The organism is Spongiimicrobium salis, assembly GCF_043678055.1.
GTDB classification, from domain to species: Bacteria; Bacteroidota; Bacteroidia; order Flavobacteriales; family Flavobacteriaceae; genus Spongiimicrobium; species Spongiimicrobium salis.
This window is the reverse complement of the sequence record NZ_JBHEQA010000004.1, coordinates 226,572-251,462: the sequence shown is the minus strand read 5'-3', so window position 1 is coordinate 251,462 and position 24,891 is coordinate 226,572. Positions and strand designations below refer to the sequence as shown.

Annotated in this window: 25 protein-coding genes and 1 tRNA gene; 16 read left to right on the top strand and 10 right to left on the bottom strand. The window is 40.1% G+C overall.

The window, feature by feature from the left end; genetic code table 11:
- Positions 1-12: 12 nt before the first annotated feature.
- Positions 13-459 (bottom strand): DUF1572 family protein, encoded by a 447-nt coding sequence (locus tag ACEXOE_RS18355; protein WP_394750306.1) that lies wholly within the window; start codon positions 457-459, stop codon positions 13-15.
- Positions 460-590: 131 nt separating this feature from the next.
- Here ACEXOE_RS18355 and ACEXOE_RS18350 point away from each other — a divergent pair, with 131 nt between their 5' ends.
- The 7 genes from ACEXOE_RS18350 to msrA all read left to right on the top strand — a co-directional run bounded on the left by ACEXOE_RS18350 (position 591) and on the right by msrA (position 3,805).
- Positions 591-1,022: an RrF2 family transcriptional regulator gene (locus ACEXOE_RS18350; protein ID WP_394750305.1), complete on the top strand. Its 432-nt coding sequence runs from the start codon at positions 591-593 to the stop codon at positions 1,020-1,022.
- 48 nt (positions 1,023-1,070) lie between these two features.
- Complete coding sequence (locus tag ACEXOE_RS18345) at positions 1,071-1,532, top strand: hypothetical protein (RefSeq protein ID WP_394750304.1); 462 nt, start codon at positions 1,071-1,073, stop codon at positions 1,530-1,532.
- 18 nt (positions 1,533-1,550) lie between these two features.
- Positions 1,551-1,934 (top strand): cupin domain-containing protein, encoded by a 384-nt coding sequence (locus ACEXOE_RS18340; RefSeq protein ID WP_394750303.1) that lies wholly within the window; start codon positions 1,551-1,553, stop codon positions 1,932-1,934.
- Positions 1,931-2,323, top strand: coding sequence for a group III truncated hemoglobin (locus ACEXOE_RS18335; protein WP_394750302.1), 393 nt, complete (start codon positions 1,931-1,933; stop codon positions 2,321-2,323). Before ACEXOE_RS18340 ends, ACEXOE_RS18335 begins: the two co-directional genes overlap by 4 nt.
- Before the next feature lie 37 nt (positions 2,324-2,360).
- Positions 2,361-2,639 (top strand): hypothetical protein, encoded by a 279-nt coding sequence (locus ACEXOE_RS18330; protein ID WP_394750301.1) that lies wholly within the window; start codon positions 2,361-2,363, stop codon positions 2,637-2,639.
- Between the two features lie 165 nt (positions 2,640-2,804).
- Entirely contained in the window at positions 2,805-3,257 is a 453-nt protein-coding gene (gene msrB / locus ACEXOE_RS18325) for a peptide-methionine (R)-S-oxide reductase MsrB (protein WP_394750300.1), read from the top strand.
- Positions 3,254-3,805: a peptide-methionine (S)-S-oxide reductase MsrA gene (gene msrA / locus ACEXOE_RS18320; RefSeq protein ID WP_394750299.1), complete on the top strand. Its 552-nt coding sequence runs from the start codon at positions 3,254-3,256 to the stop codon at positions 3,803-3,805. The genes msrB and msrA overlap by 4 nt, the downstream gene beginning before the upstream one ends.
- Before the next feature lie 68 nt (positions 3,806-3,873).
- On the opposite strand, the gene ACEXOE_RS18315 is transcribed toward msrA, so the two are convergent.
- Positions 3,874-3,946 (bottom strand) — tRNA-Phe (locus tag ACEXOE_RS18315).
- 100 nt (positions 3,947-4,046) lie between these two features.
- Here ACEXOE_RS18315 and ACEXOE_RS18310 point away from each other — a divergent pair.
- The 7 genes from ACEXOE_RS18310 (at position 4,047) to ACEXOE_RS18280 (ending at position 11,757) form a co-directional block, all read left to right on the top strand.
- Positions 4,047-4,775 carry a type III pantothenate kinase gene (locus ACEXOE_RS18310; protein ID WP_394750298.1) on the top strand — a complete coding sequence of 243 codons (729 nt, stop codon included), beginning with the start codon at positions 4,047-4,049 and terminating at the stop codon, positions 4,773-4,775.
- The gene (locus ACEXOE_RS18305; protein WP_394750297.1) at positions 4,776-6,044 is read left to right on the top strand and encodes a hypothetical protein; all 1,269 of its coding nucleotides are present in this window, start codon (positions 4,776-4,778) and stop codon (positions 6,042-6,044) included. It begins immediately after the preceding gene.
- A 38-nt stretch (positions 6,045-6,082) separates the two neighbouring features.
- Positions 6,083-7,453, top strand: a complete 1,371-nt coding sequence (locus ACEXOE_RS18300; protein WP_394750296.1) for a tetratricopeptide repeat protein — start codon at positions 6,083-6,085, stop codon at positions 7,451-7,453.
- Position 7,454: 1 nt separating this feature from the next.
- Complete coding sequence (gene lptC, locus ACEXOE_RS18295) at positions 7,455-8,081, top strand: LPS export ABC transporter periplasmic protein LptC (RefSeq protein WP_394750295.1); 627 nt, start codon at positions 7,455-7,457, stop codon at positions 8,079-8,081.
- Positions 8,074-8,274: a hypothetical protein gene (locus ACEXOE_RS18290; RefSeq protein WP_394750294.1), complete on the top strand. Its 201-nt coding sequence runs from the start codon at positions 8,074-8,076 to the stop codon at positions 8,272-8,274. Before lptC ends, ACEXOE_RS18290 begins: the two co-directional genes overlap by 8 nt.
- Positions 8,275-8,279: 5 nt before the next feature.
- A complete protein-coding gene (locus ACEXOE_RS18285) occupies positions 8,280-9,569 on the top strand; it encodes a hemolysin family protein (RefSeq protein ID WP_394750293.1) in 1,290 nt (429 codons plus the stop codon).
- Between the two features lie 94 nt (positions 9,570-9,663).
- Positions 9,664-11,757 (top strand): peptidylprolyl isomerase, encoded by a 2,094-nt coding sequence (locus tag ACEXOE_RS18280; RefSeq protein WP_394750292.1) that lies wholly within the window; start codon positions 9,664-9,666, stop codon positions 11,755-11,757.
- A gap of 61 nt (positions 11,758-11,818) precedes the next feature.
- Here the strand turns inward: ACEXOE_RS18280 and ACEXOE_RS18275 are convergent, their stop codons facing one another.
- Both ACEXOE_RS18275 and ACEXOE_RS18270 read right to left on the bottom strand, forming a co-directional pair.
- A complete protein-coding gene (locus tag ACEXOE_RS18275; protein WP_394750291.1) occupies positions 11,819-12,724 on the bottom strand; it encodes a GYDIA family GHMP kinase in 906 nt (301 codons plus the stop codon).
- A complete protein-coding gene (locus tag ACEXOE_RS18270) occupies positions 12,724-14,043 on the bottom strand; it encodes a hydroxymethylglutaryl-CoA reductase, degradative (protein ID WP_394750290.1) in 1,320 nt (439 codons plus the stop codon). The genes ACEXOE_RS18275 and ACEXOE_RS18270 overlap by 1 nt, the downstream gene beginning before the upstream one ends.
- Positions 14,044-14,230: 187 nt before the next feature.
- On the opposite strand from ACEXOE_RS18270, the gene ACEXOE_RS18265 reads away from it, so the two are divergent.
- The gene (locus ACEXOE_RS18265; RefSeq protein WP_394750289.1) at positions 14,231-16,393 is read left to right on the top strand and encodes a S9 family peptidase; all 2,163 of its coding nucleotides are present in this window, start codon (positions 14,231-14,233) and stop codon (positions 16,391-16,393) included.
- A 15-nt stretch (positions 16,394-16,408) separates the two neighbouring features.
- Complete coding sequence (locus tag ACEXOE_RS18260) at positions 16,409-17,971, top strand: peptide MFS transporter (RefSeq protein ID WP_394750288.1); 1,563 nt, start codon at positions 16,409-16,411, stop codon at positions 17,969-17,971.
- Here ACEXOE_RS18260 and ACEXOE_RS18255 read toward each other — a convergent pair.
- From ACEXOE_RS18255 to surE, 6 genes are all read right to left on the bottom strand, one after another.
- Positions 17,968-19,992 (bottom strand): ComEC/Rec2 family competence protein, encoded by a 2,025-nt coding sequence (locus ACEXOE_RS18255; protein ID WP_394750287.1) that lies wholly within the window; start codon positions 19,990-19,992, stop codon positions 17,968-17,970. The genes ACEXOE_RS18260 and ACEXOE_RS18255 overlap by 4 nt on opposite strands.
- A gap of 1 nt (position 19,993) precedes the next feature.
- Complete coding sequence (locus ACEXOE_RS18250; RefSeq protein WP_394750286.1) at positions 19,994-20,551, bottom strand: C40 family peptidase; 558 nt, start codon at positions 20,549-20,551, stop codon at positions 19,994-19,996.
- A gap of 159 nt (positions 20,552-20,710) precedes the next feature.
- The gene (locus ACEXOE_RS18245) at positions 20,711-22,534 is read right to left on the bottom strand and encodes a DUF885 domain-containing protein (protein ID WP_394750285.1); all 1,824 of its coding nucleotides are present in this window, start codon (positions 22,532-22,534) and stop codon (positions 20,711-20,713) included.
- 27 nt (positions 22,535-22,561) lie between these two features.
- Positions 22,562-23,674 (bottom strand): lipid-A-disaccharide synthase, encoded by a 1,113-nt coding sequence (lpxB, locus tag ACEXOE_RS18240; protein ID WP_394750284.1) that lies wholly within the window; start codon positions 23,672-23,674, stop codon positions 22,562-22,564.
- 37 nt (positions 23,675-23,711) lie between these two features.
- Complete coding sequence (locus ACEXOE_RS18235; RefSeq protein ID WP_394750407.1) at positions 23,712-23,996, bottom strand: hypothetical protein; 285 nt, start codon at positions 23,994-23,996, stop codon at positions 23,712-23,714.
- A gap of 22 nt (positions 23,997-24,018) precedes the next feature.
- Entirely contained in the window at positions 24,019-24,798 is a 780-nt protein-coding gene (gene surE / locus ACEXOE_RS18230) for a 5'/3'-nucleotidase SurE (RefSeq protein ID WP_394750283.1), read from the bottom strand.
- Between the last annotated feature and the right edge of the window lie 93 nt (positions 24,799-24,891).

The window sequence follows — 24,891 nt, the reverse complement described above, 5'->3', positions numbered from 1 at the left end:
ATTACAATGCTTTTATGAGGTGATTAATCTTCTATGATAATTAATTTGTCCTAAATGATAGGTTAAATGTGTGGTTAGGTGAATCAGCATATACGCTATGGATGTTTTTTGGGAAAATACCTGCAGCGGATATTCTTCTTGCAAGGTTTCCGGTGCTAATAGATCCAAAGTTTCCAGAACCACCCTTTTGGTTTCTTCTATTTTTGACAAGAGCTCCGCTCTAGGGACGTCTTTAAGTGAAAATTCCAGCTCGCGTTGTCTTTGGTATTCAAAATTCCCCAATGTAGCTCCTATAAAGGTATTTAGATTGCCAATAAGATGCAGGCAGAGATTACCTCCGGAATTGTTAATGTTTGTACCGATTTTCCAAAGATCTTTTTCATCTTCATAATTGGAAATTTCGGCACTTAGTTTGTCGAGATTACGCTCATAGAGTTGTTTTAGACTTGATATAGGCATGATGAAAAAGAAATAAAAGTTCAAGATAAATAAAAAATGATCTGCTTTTTAGGTTTTACTGCAATTTTATAAAGGATATATTTGTCCGTTATAAAATAATACTATAATTTTGCCCTATAATCTATTGGAAAATGTTTTCAAAATCCTGTGAATATGGCTTAAGAGCGGTGATTTTTATTGCTGGGCAAAGCCTTAAAGACAATAAGGTAAGTTTGCGTATTATCTCGGAAGAGATCAATTCTCCCCAAGCGTTCACGGCTAAGATATTGCAGCAACTTACGCGAAGTAAGATCGTTAAATCGATCAAGGGCCCATATGGCGGTTTTGTGATAGAAGCGGAGAAGATGCAGACAAAACTGAGTGAGGTGGTAAGCGTCCTAGACGGAGATGCCATCTACACCGGATGTGGTTTAGGCTTGAAACAGTGCGATGCGAATTCGCCATGCCCCTTACATTATAAGTTTGTAGAAATAAGAAATGATTTAAAGGTTATGCTGGAAAGTACCACCTTGAAGGCTGTGGTCGAGGATATGAATGCGGATGTAATTATCTTAAAAAGATAAAAAATTTAAAACTATAACGGATAAAAAGGTCTTTTAATCTTTTTTAAAATGAAATACCGATATCAATGTAGCATTGCTCTTGTTTTTCTCTGGATAGGCTTTGTCTCGGCCATTAGCTTTATGGAAGCTTGGTTAAAGTTTCAAGCTCCGGGCATAAGCACGGAATTAGGATTGGGAATAGGACAATTGGTCTTTAAGGCACTGAATAGGGTAGAGATAGGCCTGGGAATCCTCTTAGGGACTGTCCTAGGATTTTATAAAAATAGGGGGCAAAGAAAAAGTACGCTACTGTTTTTATGGGTTCCATTGCTCTTGTTGGGGCTTCAAACATTTTGGTTACTCCCCGAACTGGATGTACGGGCCAGCATGAGAATTCAAGGTGAGATGGTACCCAATAACAGGCTTCACCTTTGGTATGTACTTATGGAAGTGGCCAAGTTGGGCAGTTTACTGATTTTTGGAATAGCGCTGCTGAGAAAGATGGGCCTCCGACACCCCAAAAATAAATAATGTTTAAAACTAAAAAAGATGAATAATACAGCAACACAAATGGTTTCATTTACAAAGAACTTGGTATACAATGAAAATAGACCGCAAGTGGAAACCTTGCTAAAAACAGCAAGTTCCAAGGAGGTTCGTATTCTCATGAAGAGTGGCCAAATAATGAAAGAACACAAGGCGCCATTTCCTATTGTGGTAGCACTTGTGGAAGGGGCAATTTACTTTGGTGTAGCGGGTAAGAAGCAGGTATTGAAGAAAGGAGACCTCATTGCCTTGGATGCCCATGTCCCTCATGATTTAAGTTGCATTGCAGATTGTATCATCCGTTTGTCCATTTCACATCAAGATGCTGTGGAAAGAGTCAAACAAAATGTTGAAGATACGGTCTCCCTTGATCATAAGAGAAAATGAAACAGATAGAAACTAGGGAAGATATCTTTCTCTTGGTCTCCACCTTTTACCAAGCGATACGGGAAGATGCATTGTTGGGTCCAATTTTTAATCAGCATTTATCTGAAGAACAATGGCCTCCCCATCTGGAAAAACTTACCGATTTCTGGGTTACCGCCTTGTTTGGAGTGGCCTGCTTCAAGGGAAACCCAATGCGGGCCCATAGACAGGTAGATGAACATCTAAACTATACCATGAATCAACTTCATTTTGGGAAATGGCTGCAATTGTGGTTTCAAACCATAGATCAATTGTACGTAGGTGAGCTTGCTGAGCGGGCCAAAGATGCTTCCCGAAGAATGGCTACGAATCAATATCTGGCGATCTGGAAAAATAGACCGCAACACTAATATGAATGCAAGGTTTAGATTTTAAATAAATAAAAAAATGAGTATCTATCAAAGTTATTTCGGAGAGTATCAAAAAAGAATAATGAGTTATGCCCCATTGGCCATCATAGGCCAGAGCTGTTTGGGTTCTGTTGCCGCCATGTATATATTGATCAATGGAAATACCACATTGAATATGGTACAATTGTTTATAGTAACCATACTCTGTATGTTTTATAATGGCGCTATTTTATCACAGCAAAAACCAAAAATTAGTTTTAATTTGCTTATCGCAAGCGTTGTGGTGAGCAGTATCCTTATTATTATCAATGCCTGAGCAATTTGTGTTAGTCGATATAAGGGTGTCGTAAAAACCCATATTGGAGCTTTGCTCCGGTTTAAGAAGTGTAAAATGTATAATTTCTCATGTAGAATGTACATGGTATTTCCTAGGTTTCCTTTGTACTTTTGATATGTAATTAAAACAGAAAGGAGATTTTATATGATGACTTGGAAAGATGTCATACATTTTTCGGTAAAAGGAAACCCAGATCCGGACAAACGAGTTGTGAAGACCGAAAAGGAATGGAAGGAATTGTTGACACCAGAGCAATTTCGGATTACTAGAAAGAAGGGTACTGAAGCTGCTCATAGCGGAGCGCTCTGTAGTGTTTATGATGAAGGCCAGTATCACTGTATTTGTTGCAATAGTCCTTTGTTTGATTCCTCGATCAAATTTGGTTCGGGAAGTGGGTGGCCAAGTTTTACGGCCCCAATAAAGGAAAATGCCATCAAATATGAAAAGGACAGCTCTTTCGGGATGGTGCGTGTTGAGGTCATGTGCAATACCTGCGATGCGCATTTGGGACATGTGTTCCCAGATGGTCCGGAACCTAGCGGATTACGTTACTGTATAAATTCTGAATCAATTCAAATAGAAAGGAAAAAAATATGAATCAAAAAAAAATACAAATGGCCACTCTTGGGGGTGGATGTTTTTGGTGTGTGGAAGCGGTTTTTCAGGAAATAAAAGGCGTGGAAAAAATCGTTTCGGGATATACTGGGGGAAATGCCCCGGGAAGACCTACGTATAGGGAGGTCTGTTCTGGTTTAACGGGCCATGCTGAGGTCATTCAGGTTTCTTTTGATGAAAGCCTAATTTCATATAAGGATATTCTGAACGTATTTATGACGAGCCATGATCCTACTACCTTAAATCGTCAGGGCGCGGATCGTGGTACCCAATATCGTTCGGTGATTTATTACCATGATGAGATACAGCAAGAGGTAGCCTTAGAAGTCGCTCAGGAAATGACGTCCTATTACGAAAATCCCATTGTCACGGAAATTAGCCCTTTGGGTGTTTTTTACGAGGCGGAGGACTATCATCAAGATTATTATAGGAACAACCAAAGCCAAGGCTATTGTAGCGCTGTAATCACTCCTAAATTGGTAAAATTGCGGAAAATGCATGCCGATAAACTAAGGAAAACTACGGTTTAGCATTATTACAAAGGATGCTTGGGCATCAACCATAAAAAAACCCGAACAACTTGTTCGGGTTTTTTATGTGGTACCTCCAGGAATCGAACCAGGGACACACGGATTTTCAGTCCGTTGCTCTACCAACTGAGCTAAGGTACCAGCGCTGTAAGCGGGTGCAAATATAATTTCAATTTTAGGATATACAAACAAAAATGCAAAAAAAGGTGTTTGTTTTTTTACATTTTTAGACCTTTGCCCTATGAATCTGATCATTGATGCCGGAAATACCATGGTGAAACTCGCTGTGTTTGACAAAGATACCCTCTTGTCCAAGGTGAAAATTGCGCTTTCTGATTTTTCAGGTCAACTTAAACTTATTTTTGAAGAATTTCCTAATATTGGACATGCCATTGTTTCTTCTGTGGGGAATTTGGGAAAGAAAGATATTCAAATAGTGTCCTTATTCTGTAAGGTGCACGTATTGGACCATAGTTCCTTGGTCCCTTTTAAAAATTCTTATGCTACGCCCCAAACTTTAGGGGTAGATCGCATTGCCTTGGCTACGGCCGCTTTCTATGATAACCCAAACGGGAATACTCTAATTGTGGATGCGGGAACCTGTGTGACCTATGATATGGTGAACGATTATGGAGAATATTTGGGGGGAGCCATTTCTCCAGGTATTCATATGCGTTACAGGGCGTTACACCGGCAAACTTCTAAATTGCCCAAACTTGCTCCTGAGGACATCATTGATATTATCGGGAACTCTACCGAAACCGGAATCCATAGCGGAGTAATTAATGGGATTTGCAATGAAATTGATGGTGTAATCAACCAATATAGTGCACGTTTTATAGATTTAACAGTTATTTTAACAGGCGGTGACGCTCAATTTTTGTCAAAACGATTAAAAAATACCATATTTGCGAATTCTAATTTTCTCCTTAGAGGCTTAAATTATTTACTGGAATACAACAAACACTAAATGATAAGAAAAATCGTAATTGCAATACTATGCTGTGCAGCTAGTGGCATATACGCTCAAAATAGTTCAGCGTCGCCTTACTCTTTTTTTGGTATTGGGGAGCTGAGATCATCGGGGACTGTAGAAAATCGGATGATGGGAGGAATTAGTGTCTTTGCGGATAGTATCCATATCAATCTGCAAAACCCGGCTGCGTATAGCAAATTATTGCTCACCACCTATTCTGCTGGAATTTCGCATAGTGAAATTAATTTGGAAAGCGCAACCGCAGCGGAACGAACACGTATTACCAACCTTGAGTATCTTTCTCTGGGTTTTCGATTGCGAAAAAATTTAGGATTGGGACTGGGGGTGGCCCCTTTTTCATCCGTAGGATATAATATCGTTTCACAAAGTGCCAACGCGAATAATGCTACGGTGACCAATGCGTTTTCAGGAGATGGCGGATTGAATAGGGTATATGCCTCCTTAGGATATCAAGTGACCAAAAACTTGAGTCTTGGAGCTACGGCAAATTTTAATTTTGGAACCTTGCGCGCCAACAGGATACAAAGCGTGGAGAATGTTCAATTTGGAACATTGGACAGGAGGGAGTCCAGAGTAAATGGACTAGCCTTTGATTTTGGGGCAAATTATGTTTTGCCCTTAAAAAAGAACCTTAATTTTCATGGTTCAGTGGTGGTGAGTACCCAAGCAAATTTGACTTCGGAGAATTCACAGGAAATAGGTTCTTTTGAACAAATTGCAGGTGCAGAGATCGAAGTGGTCGAAGTTGACCTTGCCGCTGCAGGATTACGGAATACGGATTTAAAAATCCCAACCACAACAACCTTGGGATTGGGTATTGGAAAAACGAGAAAATGGTTTGTGGGCGCGGAATACAGCTTTCAGCAATTGAGCGATTTTTCGAATGATTTTTTAGCCGTATCCAATTTCAGATTTGACGATGCCAGTAGTTTTGCTATAGGAGGGTTTTATATTCCTAATTATAGTACTTTTACAGGGTATTTCAAGAGAGTGACCTACAGACTCGGAGCTCGCGTTTCCAAGTCAGGAATGATTGTTAACGACACGGAAATAAATGATTTTGGCATAACTTTTGGAGTTGGTTTACCATTGGGTAGAGGCTTCTCTAATATTAACCTTGGTTTTGAAGTAGGAAACAGGGGGACAACAGATGCCAACCTAATCAAAGAAAGTTACTTTAATGTGAACTTGGGAATATCGTTAAACGATAGTTTTTGGTTCCAAAAGAGGAAATTAAATTAATAAATTAGTACATTAACCGCTTTTAAACAATTGATGATATGAAAACGAATCTTTACTTAATGGCAATTGCTTTACTAGGAGCCATGAGTGTAAGTAATGCTCAGGATCAGAATCCAGAATGTCTGACCAATCTCTCCATTTTCAACGAACATGCAAAAGTGAAAAACTTTGATGCGGCCTATGAGCCTTGGAAAATGGTGTACGATAATTGTCCATCGTTGAATAGGGCAACTTTCTCTCAAGGAGAAAAAATCCTTAAGGATAGAATAAAGAAGGCTTCTGCTGCAGACAAAGATGCTGCTATTGCGGATTTGGATGAGCTATATCAAAATAGTATGAAGTACTTCCCCAAGCGCTTTAACAAGGCTGCGATGATAACGAAGGAAGTATTGTTCAAGTATGATAATAAGATGCTTTCCGACATACAGATCTACGATGGATTGCATAGAGCTTTTACGGAAGACAAAGAAAATTTTAAAAACCCTAAGGCGCTATATTTGTATTTCTCTAGCTTGGTGAACTTGCACAAGGCTGGTGAAAAAGAATTGCAATTGGTTTTTGATACCTATGATGATGTAACGGAGAAAATTGAAGTAGAGAACAAAAAACTCACCGATCAGATTGCAAAGTTATTGCCTAAGGAAGAAGCAAATACCTTATCTGCCAAGGAGAAAAGACGTTTGAGAATTTATAGTACAAACTCTGAATCTTTTGGTAAGATCTCAGGAAGTATAGATACCAAATTGGGAGATTTGGCGAATTGTGAAAATTTAATTCCATTATACCAAAAGAGTTTCGAAGCTAAAAAGAATGATGTAGTTTGGGTAAAGAGAGCCGTAGGAAGAATGTTTGCCAAAGAATGTACCGATGATCCTTTGTTCGTACAATTGGTGGAAGCTCAAAATGCGTTGGCACCAACAGCAGACACCTATTTTTACCTTGGATTGTTGAAACAAAAAGCGAAGGATACCAAAGGAGCTTTGGCCGATTTTACAAAGGCAACGGAGTTGGAAACAGATTCTGATAAGAAGGCCAATATTCAGTATAAGATTGCGTCTATCTATAGAAGAAGTAGTAAGTCAACGGCAAGAAGTTATGCCCGTAAGGCAATCGAATCTAATCCTTCTATGGGAAAAGCCTATTTGTTGATCGCAAGTCTGTATCCAGGGAGTGCCAACGATTGTGGTAGCACCACTTTTGAAAAAAGAGCATTGTACTGGAAAGCGGCAGAAATGGCCCGTAAAGCGGGAAGAGTAGATCCTTCTTTACGTGGAAGAGCAAATGCGGCCGCTGCAAGTTATAATGCAAAGGCGCCTTCTAAAACAGACATTTTTAATGCCGGAATGGCCGGTAAAAGTGTAACCTTCTCTTGTTGGGTAGGTGGTAGCGTAAAAGTGCCCAACCTATAGGATGTACACATTTTTAACATATAATTTTAAAAGCATTGCCGTAGTAGTTACTATGGCAATGCTTTTTTTATCGTGTCAGGACCGCTATGAACGCGTGGGGGCCGAAGCACAAAAAAAGAGTTTTCCTCAAGCCATTGCGGAAAATTTTAAGTTAATATATACGGAAACCGGGGAAGTTATTGGCCGGGAAGGAAAGGCGAATTCTCGTGTGGTGGCCATTCTCGAAAGCCCTAGGAGCGAAGATTTTGAGAATTTAACATTTCGCTATCGCACTTTTCCCAAAGGACTTACTTTGGATTTCTTTAATGAGGAAGGGAAAAAAAGTATCATTAAAGCAGATTACGGCATTATTTATTCTGAAACAAATGTTATAGATTTACAAGGAAATGTAATCATGGAAAGTCACGACGGGAAAAGGATGGAAACATCACAAGTCTATTGGGATCGTGCCAACGAATGGATTTTTACGGAAGAAAAGTTTAGATTTATTGACCCGGAAGAAGGTACTGATATGAAGGGAGTAGGGATGAATCTAAAAAGGGATTTCAGTTTTTTTAAGGCGCATAAAACGGAAGGAATAGCTACCATCGAGGAAGGTAAAGTAGAAGAAGAAAAACAAGATGATTAAAATTTTAAAATATACAGAATATCTTTATTTGATCGTGGCTGTATTGTCACTGTACAAAATCTTTAGCGAGTGGAACACCAATAGGGAAGGAACGTACTTGTTTATCTTCTTTGCCATAATCTCCACGGCAATGTTTTTGTTCAGAAGACGCTATCGGCAAAAATTTGAAAAACGAAATCAAGATAAGCCTTAAACCTATTGGAGACTTCCATTGTCATTATTGTAATCTCCCTTTTGCTTTCCGCTTTTTTTTCGGGAATGGAAATTGCTTTTATTTCCGCCAACAAAATTCACATAGAAATTGAGAAAAAACAGGAAGGTTTTCTGGCCATAGTACTGGCAAAACTCACCGAAAGACCCTCTAAATTTATTGCCAGTATGCTCATAGGCAATAATATTGCTTTGGTCATCTATGGATTCTTTATGGGAGATCTTCTCATGAATTGGTTGATGAGTTGGGAAGTGGCACCGGGAAGTTTTTGGGAACTGCTAAGGACAGATTTTAACCTTTTGACCCAAACCATTATTTCAACATTGGTGATTTTGTTTACAGCAGAGTTTTTTCCAAAAGTCTTGTTTCAAATCTATGCCAATAGTTTATTGAAAATACTGGCTATTCCTGCCTATTTTTTTTACCTATTGTTCTACATTGTATCTGAATTTGTGATTTGGATATCCGATATTATTTTAAAACTCTTTTTTAAAACGGATGGAGACCAAGTGCAATTGGCTTTCAGTAAAATAGAACTGGGAGACTACATCACGGAGCAGATGGAGACGGTGGAAGAAGAAGATGAAATTGATTCCGAAATTCAAATCTTTCAAAATGCTTTGGAATTTTCGGAAGTAAAGGCGAGGGAGGTTATGGTGCCGAGAACGGAAATTGTTGCTACAGAACTCCATGAAACCACCAAGAACCTGAGCAAAACCTTTGTGGAAACAGGTTATTCCAAGATATTAGTCTATAAAGGAACCATAGATAATATCATAGGCTACGTACATTCCTATGAACTCTTCAAACGACCAAAGACCATTAAGAGTATCCTGTTGCCTGTAGAGTTTGTGCCAGAAACCATGTTGATCCATGAGATTTTAAATGTATTGACCAAAAAACGAAAGAGTATTGCTATTGTTCTTGATGAGTATGGCGGAACTTCGGGTATTATGACGGTGGAAGATATTGTGGAAGAGCTCTTTGGGGAAATTGAGGATGAACACGATTCCACAGATCTTTATGAAGAACAGTTGGATGAGGAAAGTTTTAAATTTTCAGCGCGTTTGGAAGTAGATTACCTCAATGAAAATTACAAACTGGAACTGCCCGATAGTGACGAGTATGAGACCCTTGGAGGGCTTATCGTGAACGAAACAGGAGAGATTCCCGAGCAAGACACGGAAATAAAAATCGGTAACTTTCTATTCACAATATTGGAGGTATCCAGTACTAAAATTGATCTGGTACGGCTAAAAGTGCTAGAAAACGACTAAAGACCTCCAATAAAGGGGATTTGTTCCCCGAATTTTCTTTATTTATTTCAAAGAAATTGGTAATTTCGCCAACTGATTTAAACATTCTATTAAAATGGCAATTTTAGAAAATATAAGAAAGAGAACCACAGTATTAATACTGATCATAGGGATGGCATTGTTTGCATTTGTGATTTCAGGGGTATTCAGTAGCGACCTCGGAGGTGTTAAAGTTGGTTCCAGTGTAGGGGAGGTAAATGGAAACGAAATTTCTATTGATGGGTTCCGCCAAAAAATGGAAAGTGCATCGCGTTATGGAGGGAATACTTCTTCCATGCAGTTGGTGAATTCCATTTGGGAACAGGAAGTCAGAGATGCTGTTTTAGGAGAGCAATTTGAAGATTTGGGCATCAATATTGAGCAAGATCAAATCATCAACTTTATTAAATCTAATCCTGGTTACGCACAGAATCCCGAATTTTTAAATGAAAGCGGAGTTTTTGATGATGATAAGTTTAGAGGATATATCCGCGGATTAAAGGATAACGAAAATCCCGCCTTGTATCAATCCTGGTTGGAAAATGAAGCGGCCATCATTCAAAGAGCCAAAGAACAGACGTATTTCAATCTTATTAAGGCTAGTGTTGGAGCTACTTTAAAAGAAGGGGAGTTGGATTATAAATTGGCCAATGACAAAGTAAATGTAAAGTATGTTCGGGTTCCTTACACCTCGATTGCGGACAGTTCCATTACCGTGAGCAAAGAAGAGATTTCGGCCTACATTAAGGAGAATGAAAAGGAATATGAGCAGGAGAACGCCAGGGATATTCGATTTGTATATTTTCAGGAAACGGCCTCCTTAGAAGATGAAGCGGCCATCAAAAAAGCCATTTCTGAATTGATCGATGGAGATGAAAATGGGAGAGTAGGATTAAGAACTACAACGAACTATGAGGATTTTATGTATAGCAATAGTTCTGATATCCCTTACGATAGTATTTATAAGGCAAAAAAGGATTTGCCCACTAGCGTGGCAGATACCCTATTGGCCTTAAATATCGGAGATATATATGGCCCTTATCGCGATGGGAATTTTTATAAAGTGACTAAAATGGTCAATAAAAAAGCTAACGGTTCTGTAAAGGCCAGTCATATTCTTATTGCCTATGAAGGTGCACAACGTGCCAATCCTGATATCAAAAGAACCAAGGAGGAGGCAGAAACCAAAGCCAAAGAGATTTTGGCCGAAGCGCTTAAAACAGATGCTGTATTTACAGATTTGGCCAGAGAGAATTCAGACGGCCCTTCAGCACCCAGAGGAGGTGATTTGGGATATTTTCAAGAAGGTGTCATGACACCAAAGTTTAATGACTTTGCTTTTGGAAACGATGTAGGACATATTGGATTGGTAGAAACAGATTTTGGTTTCCATATCGTGAAAGTGGATGATAAGCAAGATGTGGTGCAATTGGCCACAATGGCTAGAGAGGTTGCACCTTCTTCTGAAACCGTCAGTGCCTTGTTCACGGATGCCACCAAATTTGAAATGGCAACCTTGGACAATAAGAACAATTTTGCAGAATTGGCCAAAGAGAATGAGTACCTCGTTAGGCCGGTAAACAAAATAAAAGAGATGGACGAAAACCTTCCCGGGCTTTCTGCACAACGTCCCATCGTACAATGGGCTTTTAATGAAGATACCAAGATTGGTGACATTAAGCGTTTCAATGTAAACCAGGGCTATGCTGTAGTGCAATTAACAGCAACTTATAAAAAAGGATTGATGGACGTGGAAGATGCTTCTTTAACGGCATTGCCTAAAATTAGAATGAAGAAGAAAGCGGAACAGATTTTGGCGGCTAACCAGGGGAAATCCTTGGATGCTCTTGCAAAAGATAACAATGTTACCGTATCTACGGCTTCGGCCCTTACGGTTAAAGCACCAACTATTCCCGGTGCGGGAAGCGAGCCTTTGGTCGTGGGAACGGCATTTGCTTTGGAAGAAGGGGCAACGTCTGGACTCATTGAAGGGCAAACGGGTATTTTTATGGTCATGGTGACCAAAAAAGAGGAAGCCACAAAATTAGATAATTATAGTACCTATGCCAATACCTTACAGAAATCTGGTGCGGCCAGAGTAAATGGTGCGGTATACAATGCATTGAAAAATGCGGCAGAGATAGAAGATAAAAGAGCTACTTTTTACTAAGAATAGCACTTGTTATAACTTAAAAAAGGCATCCCGATCAGGATGCCTTTTTTGTTTTTTATCATAAAATCATCTGTTCGTAGGGAATAATGGTAGCATATCCTTTTTCCGAAAAATATGCCATTTGTGTGGCATGCCCGGTGGCCAATATAAAATCACCTCCCCAGGCCCCAAGACTCTTTATCGCCCCAGGGTAGTCATAAAACCTATTTTCTTTTACGCTGGGCACTCCTAAAATAGAAGATAAAAGCGTTTCGTGCTCCAAGATCAGTTTTTCAAAAATGCGCATCTCACTACAAGTTGCCATGGCTCTGGTGATTTCAGAAATGCGTTTAAGTACAGGTTTTAGGTCAAAATCGCGCTTTTTGAAATGCGCAATACCATCGCGACTGTTCTGCTTTTTGTTCAAATGAATGAAATGGAGCTCATCTTTAAATGGAGGGTTAAAAGCGACCGCTGTTACCTGCGGAATCTTATCCTGCAATTGATAGTAGATAGGAAAGTTATGCTGGGCACATGAAATATCGTAGCCACTTCCGGAAAACGTATTCCAAAGCAATTCATGGGCATCTACTCCAGCCCATTGGGCAATATTATTGATCAAGGTGGAAGAGGAACCCAATCCCCAATCTCTTGGGAAATCCAATTGCATTTTTACAGCATAGCCTTGAGCTCCTCTTAGGAATTTAGGATTTAAGTGTTGTGCTCCCCGTAAAATGTGCTCCAAACGAAGAGAAATTTCATTTTGTGTTCCTGATGTTACTCGGGGATGTACGTCTAAATTAGCCTCATACCATATTTCTCCACGATGATCAATACTGGTCCATTTCAATTGGGGAGCGGCAATGGCCTCAATGTGCATGGATTGTCCATAACGCGTGGGTAAGGCCAAGCTCAAGGCGCCATCTAAAACAAGGTATTCCCCTGTGAGTAGTAATTTTCCATTGCTATAGAATTCTGAGGTCATTACTGGGCTCTTAGTTTGTTGAATGCAGCTACTACTGCACTATGCGTCACTGTATTTTTCTTAAAGTGATCGGTCAATACGATTTTTTCTTTTTCGGTAGCGCCCATTTGATTTAGGATGTTGAGCAGGTGCATTTTCATATGCCCCTGCTGAATCCCAGTGGTTACCAAAGAACGGATTGCGGCAAAATTTTGTGCTAGACCTGCAACAGCTACAATCTGCATTAACTCCTTGGCGGAGGGATTTTGTAAAATTTCCAAAGCCAATTTCACGAGCGGATGTAATGTGGTCAACCCCCCAACGGTTCCCAAGGCCAAAGGAATCTCGATCCAAAAAGAAAAAATACCGTCCTTAATAGAAGCATGTGTTAAACTGGAATACGACCCTTCCCTTGCCGCAAAAGCATGCACTCCTGCTTCTACAGCTCTAAAATCGTTTCCGGTGGCAAGGACTACGGCATCAACGCCGTTCATAATTCCTTTATTGTGTGTGACAGCTCTATAGGGTTCAGCTTTGGCAATGGCCACTGCTTGGACCATCTTTTCGGCAAACGCCAAAGGACTAATTGTGGCGTCTTCCTGTAGTGCCTCTACCGGGCAGGATACACTGGCCTTGACCAAACAACGGGGCACATAGTTGGAAAGAATGCTCATCACGACTTCCAATTGTTTTTCGGAAGGGGAAAAGGCGTTGTAAGCAGCAGCTTCCCGTGTGAGTGTTTTGGCAAATTGTTCCAAACAAGAATTGATGAAATTGGCGCCCATGGCGTCCAAAGTCTCAAAAGTACAGTGAAGTTGATAGTAATGCGCTAAACTTGCAGTTTTATCCTTTAGGATAATATCCGTAATACCACCACCACGTTTTTCCATATTTTTCGTGATTTCGGCGGCATCTTTTTTAAATATGGGCTTTATTTCTTCAAAAAATGCTTGCAATTTGCCAAAGTTCCCGGAATACATGAAATGGACTTGCCCAATTTTTTCAGTAGAACGTACTTCCGTTTTGAATCCTCCACGGGACAACCAAAATTTAGCAGCTTTACTTGCTGCGGCTACCACAGAACTTTCTTCTATAGCCATGGGAATGGCATATAGCTGATCATTAATTAAGAAATTAGGGGCAATCCCTAAAGGCAGATAATAATTGCTTATGGTATTCTCAATGAACTCATCATGTAATTTTTGAAGGTCGGTATCGGAATTCCAATACCGTTTAAGAATACGTTTTGTTTCCTCAGAATTATCCGTGTAATGCGAGCTTATCCAGTCAATTTTTTCAACTTTGGAAAGTTTGGAGAAGCCCTCAATGGGAGTGGTCATATACTATTGGTTTCTGATTTTCAAAGATAGTAATAATGCAGGTATTCTGGTAGCTCAGCCCTATTTGGGCCTCATGTATGACAAGATATGTTAATAGGGCTGGAAAACAACATATTTATAGCTCAAAGTTTATTTTTTAATGAAATTATTAGTAAACTTGAAAGTTTTAAACGTTTTTTGAGAATATATGAAAAAAATACCCCCTTTAATTGTATTTGTGTTAGTCTTATCTACAGTGACGGTAGCACAAAAACAACAAATCACCATTGAAGAAATCTACGGAAATCAATTTGGCACGGAACGCTTAGAGGCACTGCGTTCTATGAACAACGGAAAACACTATACCGTTTTAAATCGGGAAGATAGGAATGTTAGTGCCATTGATAAATATGATTACAAGACGCAACAAAAAATAGAAACTATAGTATCCTCCTCGGATGCGGCTGCTATTCCCGTCTTTAGTTCGTATTCCTTCAGTGCAGATGAAAGTCAAATTTTATTGGCTACCGAAGTGGAGGCTATTTTTAGACGTTCGCGCCTAGGGGTGTATTATATTTATGATACGGCTTCAAAAGCTGTAGTGAAAATTGCGGATTACAAAATACAGGAACCTACCCTATCCCCCAATGGAAAACATGTAGCTTATGTCTATGACAATAATATGTATGTGATGGATATTGCCGCGAATACGACAAAGAAAATCACATCCGACGGGCTTAAAAATAAGATTATCAACGGTGTTACAGATTGGGTTTACGAAGAAGAATTTGCATTTGTACGTGCCTTTGCCTGGAATAGTGATGGCACCAAGATTGCCTTTCTCCGCTTTGACGAAACAGAAGTCCCTGAGTTTTCAATGGATATTTACGGTACGGCATTATATCAGCGCCAGAATGTATTTAAATACCCTAAGGCGGGTGAGGCCAATGCTATAGTGTCTTTACATATGTATGATGTGGCCGGCAATAATACGACTTCCATCAATTTAGGGAAGCCTTATTACATTCCAAGAATTAAATGGATGAACGATGCCAATACGTTGAGTGTGCAAACGCTCAATAGACATCAAGACCGTCTGCAATTACATGCAGTGAATGCTACCAGCCATGCAGTATCGCTTCTATTGGAAGATACGGATAAAGCCTATGTGGATGTCACGGATAACCTTACTTTTTTAGACGATGATAGTTTTATTTGGACCAGTGAGAAAGATGGGTACAACCATATCTATCTCTATGGAAAAGAGGGTGCATTAAAACGGCAGATTACCAAAGGGAATTGGGATGTCACCAACTATTACGGGTATGATAAAAGAAAGAAAAAAGTGTATTATCAATCCGTTGAGAATGGATCGATCAATAGGGATGTCTATAGTATTGGGGTCAATGGAAAAGGTAAAAAACGTTTGACTCAGGAAACAGGGAGAAATACCGCGGCTTTCAGCACAAATTTCACCTATTTTATCAATACTTTTTCTAGCGCGACCACGCCTCCAAAGTATACGTTGCATCAAGCCTCCAGCGGAAAAAAGGTGAAAGATATCAAGGACAATACCGCACTTTTGGAGAAATTAAAGGGATACCAAATGTCCCCCAAGGAGTTTTCCACGATTTCTATCAATGGGAACGATCTAAATATGTGGATGTTAAAGCCACAAAACTTCGATGCTTCAAAAAAATATCCGCTATTTATGTTCCAGTACAGTGGACCTGGCTCGCAAATGGTGAGCAATAGCTGGAACAGCGCTAACGATTACTGGCACCAAATGCTGGCTTCCGAAGGATACGTTGTAGTTTGCGTAGATGGTAGGGGAACAGGTCTCAAGGGACGCGATTTTAAGAAAGTGACCCAGAAAGAATTAGGGAAATATGAGGTTGAAGATCAAATTGCGGCTGCCAAAAAACTTAGTGAACTTCCCTTTATTGACGAAAACAGAACGGGCATTTGGGGCTGGAGTTATGGAGGCTTTATGTCCACCAATTGTATTTTAAAAGGAAACGATGTTTTTGAGATGGCCATTGCGGTTGCCCCGGTAACTTCATGGCGTTTTTATGATACGGTCTATACAGAACGCTATATGCAGACCCCTCAGGAAAATGCAAGTGGCTATGACGAGAACTCTCCCTTTAATTATCCGGAACTCCTTAAAGGAAAATACCTATTGGTGCATGGCACAGGGGATGATAATGTACATGTGCAAAATTCCATGCGCATGATAGAAGCCTTGGTACAGGCAAATAAAGATTTTGAAATGGCGGTTTACCCAGATAAAGCGCATAGTATTTTTGGTGGAAATACCAGAGTTCACCTATTCCATAAAATGACCAAATTCATTAAAGAAAATCTATAAAAATCAATATATATTATGGCTGATACATTGAAACCAGTGCACCAAAGAGAACTTTTTGGACATCCGGTAGGACTCTACGTGCTGTTTTTTACCGAAATGTGGGAACGTTTCTCCTACTATGGGATGAGGGCACTTTTAACGACCTATATGGTAGCTAAAACTTTAGAGAACGATCCTCAAAGTGGACTTGGCTGGACGAGTACGGAAGCCCTAGCCCTTTATGGATGGTATACCATGTTGGTCTACGTGATGAGTATTCCTGGAGGTTTTATTGCAGATCGCTTAATTGGTCAAAAGAAAGCAGTGGCTATTGGAGCTATTTTGTTGACCATAGGTCATGGTGTTCTGGCTATCGATGCGATCTGGGCCTATTATACCGGATTGGGATTTGTTATTCTGGGCGTAGGGATGCTGAAGCCAAATATATCCACTATGGTAGGAGGCTTGTATAAGCCCAATGATATTAGAAGGGACAAAGGGTTCAGTATTTTTTACGTAGGTATCAATTTGGGCTCCTTTACAGCTTCCTTGTCTGTTGGGGTTGTTGCTACTTTGTACGGTTGGCACTATGGTTTTGGCCTTGCGGGTATAGGAATGTTATTGGGTTTATTGGTCTACCTTTACGGGCAACGCTTCTTGGTTCATGTAGGAAACGCTCCGACCCAAGAACAGAAATCCTCGGATATTAGTTTAGGGGAATTGTTCTCGCAATTGATGAAATCCCCATTGCAGTTGGGAATTGTTCTTGCTATTATTGCCTATGCCATTTTTTCTGGCTTTACCTATGAAACGGATAGTTGGGGGTATGGAGCACTTTATATATTTATAGGCTTGATCACTGGGATGATGATGATGATCTACAAGAATCTAAACGGACAAGTAGAAAAGGATAGGTATGTAGTATTGTTACTTTCGTTATTGATCGTAATTGTTTTTTGGGGTTGTTTTGAACAAATGGGAGGATTAATGAATCTATATGCTGAGGAAAAGACCAATAGAATGTTAATGGGTTGGGAAGTACCTACAGCTTGGTTTCAAGGTGCAAATGCCGGCTTTATTATTCTCTTGGCAGTGGCCATAGCCAGTTTTTGGGCAAAGCGAAAATTAAAAGGAAAAGAAGCAACCTCACTTTTCAAAATGGGAATCGGGACCATCATCATGGGAGTTGGTTTTGTATATATGGTATTTGCTTCTATGCAATATGAGAGTGAAGGAAGTTCGGCTATGTATTGGCTGGTTCTTGCCTATTTGTTCCATACCATTGGAGAGCTCTGTTTATCACCGGTATCGTTATCATTCTTCACCAAATTGGCCCCCGCAAGGTATATGGCTTTAATGATGGGGGTATACTGGGCGGCAACCGGACTAGGGAACAAGGTAGCAGGTGTTGTTGGGGAAAGTGCTCAAAAAGCAGGAGAGTTGAAAGTGTTTGGCGGACTTTTCATTTTTGCCGTACTCTTTGGTTTGCTGGTAGTGCTATTGATAAAACCATTAAAACGACTTACGCATGGAGCAGAGGATAATGAGGTAATGGTGCATGACGACGAAACAGAGGGATTTGAATTATCCGACCATTAGTCTAAATCCCTTATAGAAAAAGAATAAGCTCCCTTTTCACCGGTATAGTGAAAAGGGAGTTTTCTTTTGGCACAACTTGCCTTCCAACGATGAATGGCACTGTTATAATTACTGCCGTCCGCAATGATGAGTTTGGGAGAAATGCTATCCAATACCCGATCTAGATTTATTTTAGAGGATTGTGTCAATAAAAGATATTCCACGGGGGTCTTGGATTTTGGGTATAGGGCAAGACTATCAAGAATCAAAAGGCGGGAGCCTCCTATCCGATAGGCATAGGCCAATGAGTCGTACTGTACCTTATTGATACGTTCTGCAATCTTATAGGCATTAACCGCTCTTTCTGAAGGAGAAAAAGTAGCGGCAATGTGAAGCAAACGCCCCTCTTGATGATACAATACCGTATTTCCAATAGTATGGGTGACGATGAGAGCCGTTTTTTTATGGGTCATAAAGCTAGTATGCCATACCCAAACTTGCATGGCCATGATACTTCCAAAAAGTAGGGTCAACCGCTTAAAACTCACTTTGGATAAAATAAGAACCAAGCTTATGATTATAGCATAAGAGCAGTAAAGCTGAAACAGATCGAAAGAAATATTTTGAAAAAGAAAGACTTCCTGTTGGGCAATCCACCCAATGAGGCGATTCATGGTTTGAATCATAAGGTTGTAGAGATTCACGAGGAATTCGGGTAAGGCCTCGCCTAAGGCCAAAAAAATAATTAAAATACCCAGTAGCAATAGTATACCTAAAAAGGGAATGATCAGCAGATTGGAAACAAAAAATAAGCCTGGGAATTGATGAAAATAGAATAGACTTATGGGCAATACCCCCATTTGGGCCGCAATACTTACGGCTAGCAATTGCCAACTTTTTTGAAGTAACCAGTATTTAGGGGTCCATAATTTGAGTAGCAGAGGGTAGATCCAAAGTATAGAAAAAACAGCGGCATAACTCATCTGAAATCCTACCTGAAATAGGAGTGAAGGAGCAAAGAGTAAAATAAAGAAAAGTGACAATGCCAAAATATTAAAGCTATTTGTAGGCCTGTTTAAATATTGGGCATACGCCACAAAAGAAAACATGCTTACAGCGCGGATGATGGATGCCGATAAGCCTGCCAAAAAGGCAAAGCCCCAAAGTAGAAGAACAATAAGAAAGAGTTTTATCGTTTTTCCATGAGGGATATATGTCAATGGTGTCAATAGAAATTGCAGTAGTAGCAACAAAATACCAATGTGTAATCCTGATAGAGCCAATATATGTACTGCACCGGCATTCTTATAAGAGGTATAGGTGCCTTCCGAAATAGCATGGCGTTGCCCTAGCAATAATGCTTGGATAATAGCGATTTCCTCCTGGCCAAATTGGACTTCCTTTAGTTTGGAAATAATCTTGTTTCTAAATCCTGCGGCCCTACCATAAACACTTTGAGTAGAAGAGGGAAGCATACGGTAAGGTGCCACAGCTTTAAGTTCATCGTAAACGCCTAAGTGCTCCATATAGGAGGCATAATCAAATTGATGTGGGTTTAAGGGCTTTCCGATGGGTTGAAGACTACCATGAACGAGCAACTCATCGTCTACTGCAAATGGGGCAGAATTTTTTGCATTGGGGATACGGAGCATTACTTTTCCAGATAGGGCCAAGCTGTCCTTATGTGCAATGGTCACAAGGTATCTATGGGAAAAAGAACTCGGTTTTAGCACTTCCCTAATCTTTATATGCCAGCTATGTTTTTCCGAATCATTGAAATGGGAATAGTGACTTTTAGAATATTTGGGTTTTGAAAGTGCTATGGCGAGCATGCCTATGCCCACTACTAACAAAGCTGCCATTACGCCAAAGAAGGCTGTTTTCTGTTGTTGCTTGTGAGCGAATAAGAATACTAAAATAATCAAGGGACATAGTACACTAACAGCTGCTATCGAGGGGGTAATATGAAACCAATGGCCCAATAGAATGCCCAAAACAAGGCCAAGGGAAAGCTTGACAGAGATGAATCGTAAAACATCCACCTTAAAGGATGCGTTTGGCCTTTACAAAAGCATAATTCCAAAAACCTTCCTTAATAGAAGAAACAATGACTCCCCTGGAACTTGTGGCATGAATGAATTTAATAACGCCTTGATCTGTACTGACAACCAGACCAACATGATTGATCCGTTTTCTTTTGCGATTGGTGTTGAAAAATAAAAGGTCCCCCTCAACAACCTTTTTCAAAGGAACGGCTTCTCCTTCGAGTGCCATGGCGGCCGAAACTCTGGGCAGGGCAATATCATGAGCCTTAAAAGAAGTGTATACTAGGCCAGAGCAATCCATGCCTTTTCTGGTTGTACCGCCGTACATATAACGTACATTGGAAAAGGTTAGCGCGGTCGCAATAATATCATCCGCTTTGGTCGTTAAGGTCGGAATCGTTTCTTCGGTAGTGTTTGGGGCATTTGTAGAAGACGCAATAGCTGTTTTGGCAGGAACTATGATTTTTCGCTCTTTTAGGCTGGCCCGCTTTCGTTTTGAAGTGCCGCATTGAGCAAGGGTCAATAAGAGCAGTAGCCAGAGCATTTTTCGAATCATTAGTGCGGTGTTGAGAAAAGGATGTGCTAAAAATACAATTATTTATGAAATAGAAAAAAATCTATATCTTAATTTATATCCCCACTGAAATATAAAATAGTATTCGGTCGGAACATTAGCTTAGTATTCCGACCGAATTCCTAAGTCTTGTCATTATAATTAAGATTTACTGGCAACCCAATCATTTACCATATCTTCCAATACATTTAAAGGAACGGCACCATTGGTGAGTACAACATCATGAAATTCCCGAATATCGAATTTATCGCCCAACTTTTCCTTTGCCATTTCCCTAAGGGAGAGAATTTTGTTCATCCCCACCTTATATGCTGTAGCTTGAGAAGGCATTACAATATGCCGTTCAACCATTTTTATAGCGTCACTTTCGGCATTAGGCGTGTTATCCTTATAGTAAGCAATACTCTGCTCCCTAGTCCATTTCTTATAATGGATACCGGTATCGACCACCAAGCGGCAGGCACGCCATAATTCCATGGCCAAACGTCCAAAATCTGAATACGGATCAACGTAGAGTCCCATTTCCTTAGGAATCATTTCGGTATATAGCCCCCAGCCTTCGGAATAGGCCGTATATCGTCCAAATTTCCTAAACATAGGAATGTCTTTCAATTCCTGGGCAATGGCCAATTGCATATGGTGCCCGGGAATCCCTTCGTGATAGGCCAAAGCTTCCATTTGATATTTTGGCATGGCCATAATATCGTACATATTGGCATAATACGTTCCCGGTCTGGATCCGTCTATGGCTGGAGCTTGATAAAAGGCCTTGCCCGCCGATTTTTCTCGAAAAGCTTCCACTTGTTTCACGATCATATCCGCCTTGGGCTGTGTTAAAAACAATTCTCCCAAACGACTTTTCATATGATCGATGAGTTTAACGGCCTCGGCCATATACGCTTCTCTTCCTTCTTTGGTGTCCGGGAAATAAAACCGTTGATCTTCGCGCATAAAACCAAAGAATTTCTGTAAACTTCCCTCAAAACCAACCTGTTCTTTGATGGCATTCATTTCTTTGTGAATGCGTTCTACTTCGGAAAGTCCTAATTCGTGGATTTCTTCTGCCGTCATAGTAGTGGTCGTAGTTCTGGCCAGGGCATTATTATAAAAGGCGTCCCCATTATTGAACTTCCAGGCACCATCATCCGTTGTGGCCCTTTTTTCCTGTTCGCTGAGAAAAGCAATTAAATTTTCATATCCGGGTTTTACCGAATTGATCAAAGCCTCTTTTGCAGCATCCACCAAAGTGTTTTTATCTTCTTCGGATAGCTCTAGGGCGGCCACTTTTTTTGTGAAATCGGCCAAAAGCGTACTTTCTTTTTCATCGGTGTCAAAAGGCTGCCCTAACAGGATATTCCGCGAAGATTCAAGAACTCTTGGAAACACAAATTTTGGAGGCATAATTCCTGCTGCTTCCCGTTCTTTCAATCCGGTAATAGCTTGTGCCATCACCTTATCAACACCATTTAATCGGGAAATATAGGCTTCCGCATCACTTTTATCCGTAATGCGGTGCATATTGATTAAAAAAGAAGGTATCTGGGAATGCGTACCGAACATTTGGTTCACAGGGTAATTGTGCAAACGGTACTGATAGTCGGCAATTTCATTTTCCATTTGCTGAACGGCCAAAGTATAACTAAGTCCTGTGGCCTGATCCAAGGCGTCCATATCCACGGAATCCTTTAAATAGCGTAATCGCATTTTGGTGCGTTTCAAATTTTCCTCTTCCGCTTGTTTTGAGCGGTCGTCCCATTTGCCATAATCCGTCTTATCACCTATATAGGTTTGCGTTTCGGGAGAGTATGAGATGTCTTCTTCCCAATTGGCCCGAAACCAATCGTTCAGCTTTTTGGAGGCATTCTGGATTTGCTCAGGGGAGGAGGCTTGCTTTTCATCATCTTTGCAACTTGTAGCACAAATGATACAAAGGCCCAATGTCAAGATTTTTAATTTTGTAATCATAATAGTTACTATTTCGGGGGGGGGGGGTTAATTCATTTTTGCAATTAAACGAGCGGCTTTTTGACTGGCTCCTTTTCCACCTAACTTTTTCTCCAAGGCCTCATAATCGGCCAAAACAATTGCTCTGTTTTTGGATTCCAGAATATCCGAAAGGGCTTGGTGCAGCTTTTTTGAATTCATATCGTGCTGAATGAGTTCTTTGACCACTTCTCTGTCCATAATCAAATTTACTAATGAAATATATTTTAAAGTAATAATTCGTTTAGCGATTTGATAGGAGAGCCAATTGCCTTTATAACATACCACTTGTGGAACTTTAAACAAGGCTGTTTCTAAAGTAGCCGTGCCACTTGTGACCAAAGCAGCGTGTGCAATTCGCAATAAGTCATAGGTCTTATTGGAAACAAATGCAACATTTGGAGTATTCAGGAAAGGGGCATAAAATTCGTAAGTTAAGCTTGGGGCGCCGGCAATTACAAATTGATATTCCTCAAAATTGGGTTGCACCGAAAGCATTACGGTGAGCATTTTTTGTACTTCCTGTTTTCTACTTCCCGGGAGCAGTGCTATAATGGGTTTTTTAGGGTCTAGTTGATGCGCTTTTCTAAAGTTATCTTCTTCGGAAAAGCTATATTGTGCTATAGCATCTATTAATGGATGACCTACAAAATTAACGGGATATCCATGCTTTTTTTCATAAAAATCCTTTTCAAAAGGAAGAATCACATGCATGGCATCAATATCTCTTTTGATTTTATGGATTCGCTTTTCACGTGAGGCCCATATTTGAGGAGAAATGTAATAATGGGTACGATAGCCATTCATTTTGGCCCAAGCAGCAATGCGCAAATTAAAACCCGAAAAATCAATAAAAACAATGACATCTGGTTGAAAGGCTTTGATGCTTTCTTTACAGAAAGCAATATTCTTAAAAATTTGAGGCAGATTTCGAAGCACTTCAAGGAAGCCCATAAAGGCCATATCTTTATAGTGCTTTATCAAATCTCCTCCCGCTTGTTGCATAAGATCTCCTCCCCAACATTGAATGCTGGCCTGGGAATCTTCAATTTTTAAGGCTTTGATCAAGTTAGATCCATGAAGATCACCCGATGCTTCCCCTACAATAATATAATATTTCATGCGGTATGGTACATGCCCTAATAGCCATTGTACAGAATTAAAATATTTTATAATAAACAATCAATAAGGCCGTAAACATTGTTGCAATGAGAACACCTCTCGCATAACTGTCTTTCCGAAGTTTAATAAAACTAAAAAAGGCAATGAGATTGAGTATTGCTCCAAGGGCCAGTATACTACCAATATGCCCCTGTTGTACGGCATTCAGATAGGTTTCTTTAATACTGTAATCGGAAAATAATAAAATATATAGGACGGACCCAATAGTATTGGCAATTACCCCAATTAAAAATCCAAGAATTATTTCTTTTTTATTCACTATGAAAGGTTTTTTGGTTGTCATTTTACTCTTGTAAATTCCAATTGTTAATATGTTGAATGGCATGATGGGCCGTAAGGTCAAATTGTGTGGGAACAACAGAAACATAGCCTTGGGCCAATGCCCATTCATCGGTATCTTCACCTTTGTCCAAGAGTTCAAAGGTACCGGTGAGCCAATAATATTCTTTTCCCATAGGATTTACACGTTTGTCAAATTCTTCTTTCCAATTGGCCCTTGCTTGTCTGCAAATTCGGATTCCTTTAAAGGGTTTGCCTTCCAATTTGGGAATGTTTACGTTAAGCACTACACCTTCCGGAATTTTATGGGTCAATGCTTCCCTCACAATTTTTTGGACAATGGGTTTCGCAGGCTCAAAATCTGCTTTCCACCCGTAATCGCAAAGCGAGAACCCAATGGCAGGAATACCTTCAATACCTGCTTCTATCGCAGCACTCATGGTACCGGAATAAATAACATTGATCGAGGAATTGGAACCGTGATTAATACCGCTAATGCAGATATCCGGTTTGCGATTTAAAATTTCTTGAAGTCCCAGTTTTACACAATCGGCGGGGGTGCCACTGCAGCTGTATTCTTCCAGTGCGCCTGCCGCTTGGTCTACAGTAACTTTTTTGGAATAGAGCGCATTGTCCAAGGTAATGGCATGTCCCATACCAGATTGAGGGCTGTCTGGTGCTACCACGATTACATCTCCAATTTCTTTCATAAAACGTATCAGCGCCCTTAAACCTGGTGCTGTTATACCATCATCATTTGTTAGGAGAATCAAAGGTTTTTGCATATAATATAATTTATAGTGTAAAAATACGTTTTTAAAGTGTTTTTACGGTACATCCTTTTTTTAACGGAGAGGAAACGTTTAACAAAAAATTAT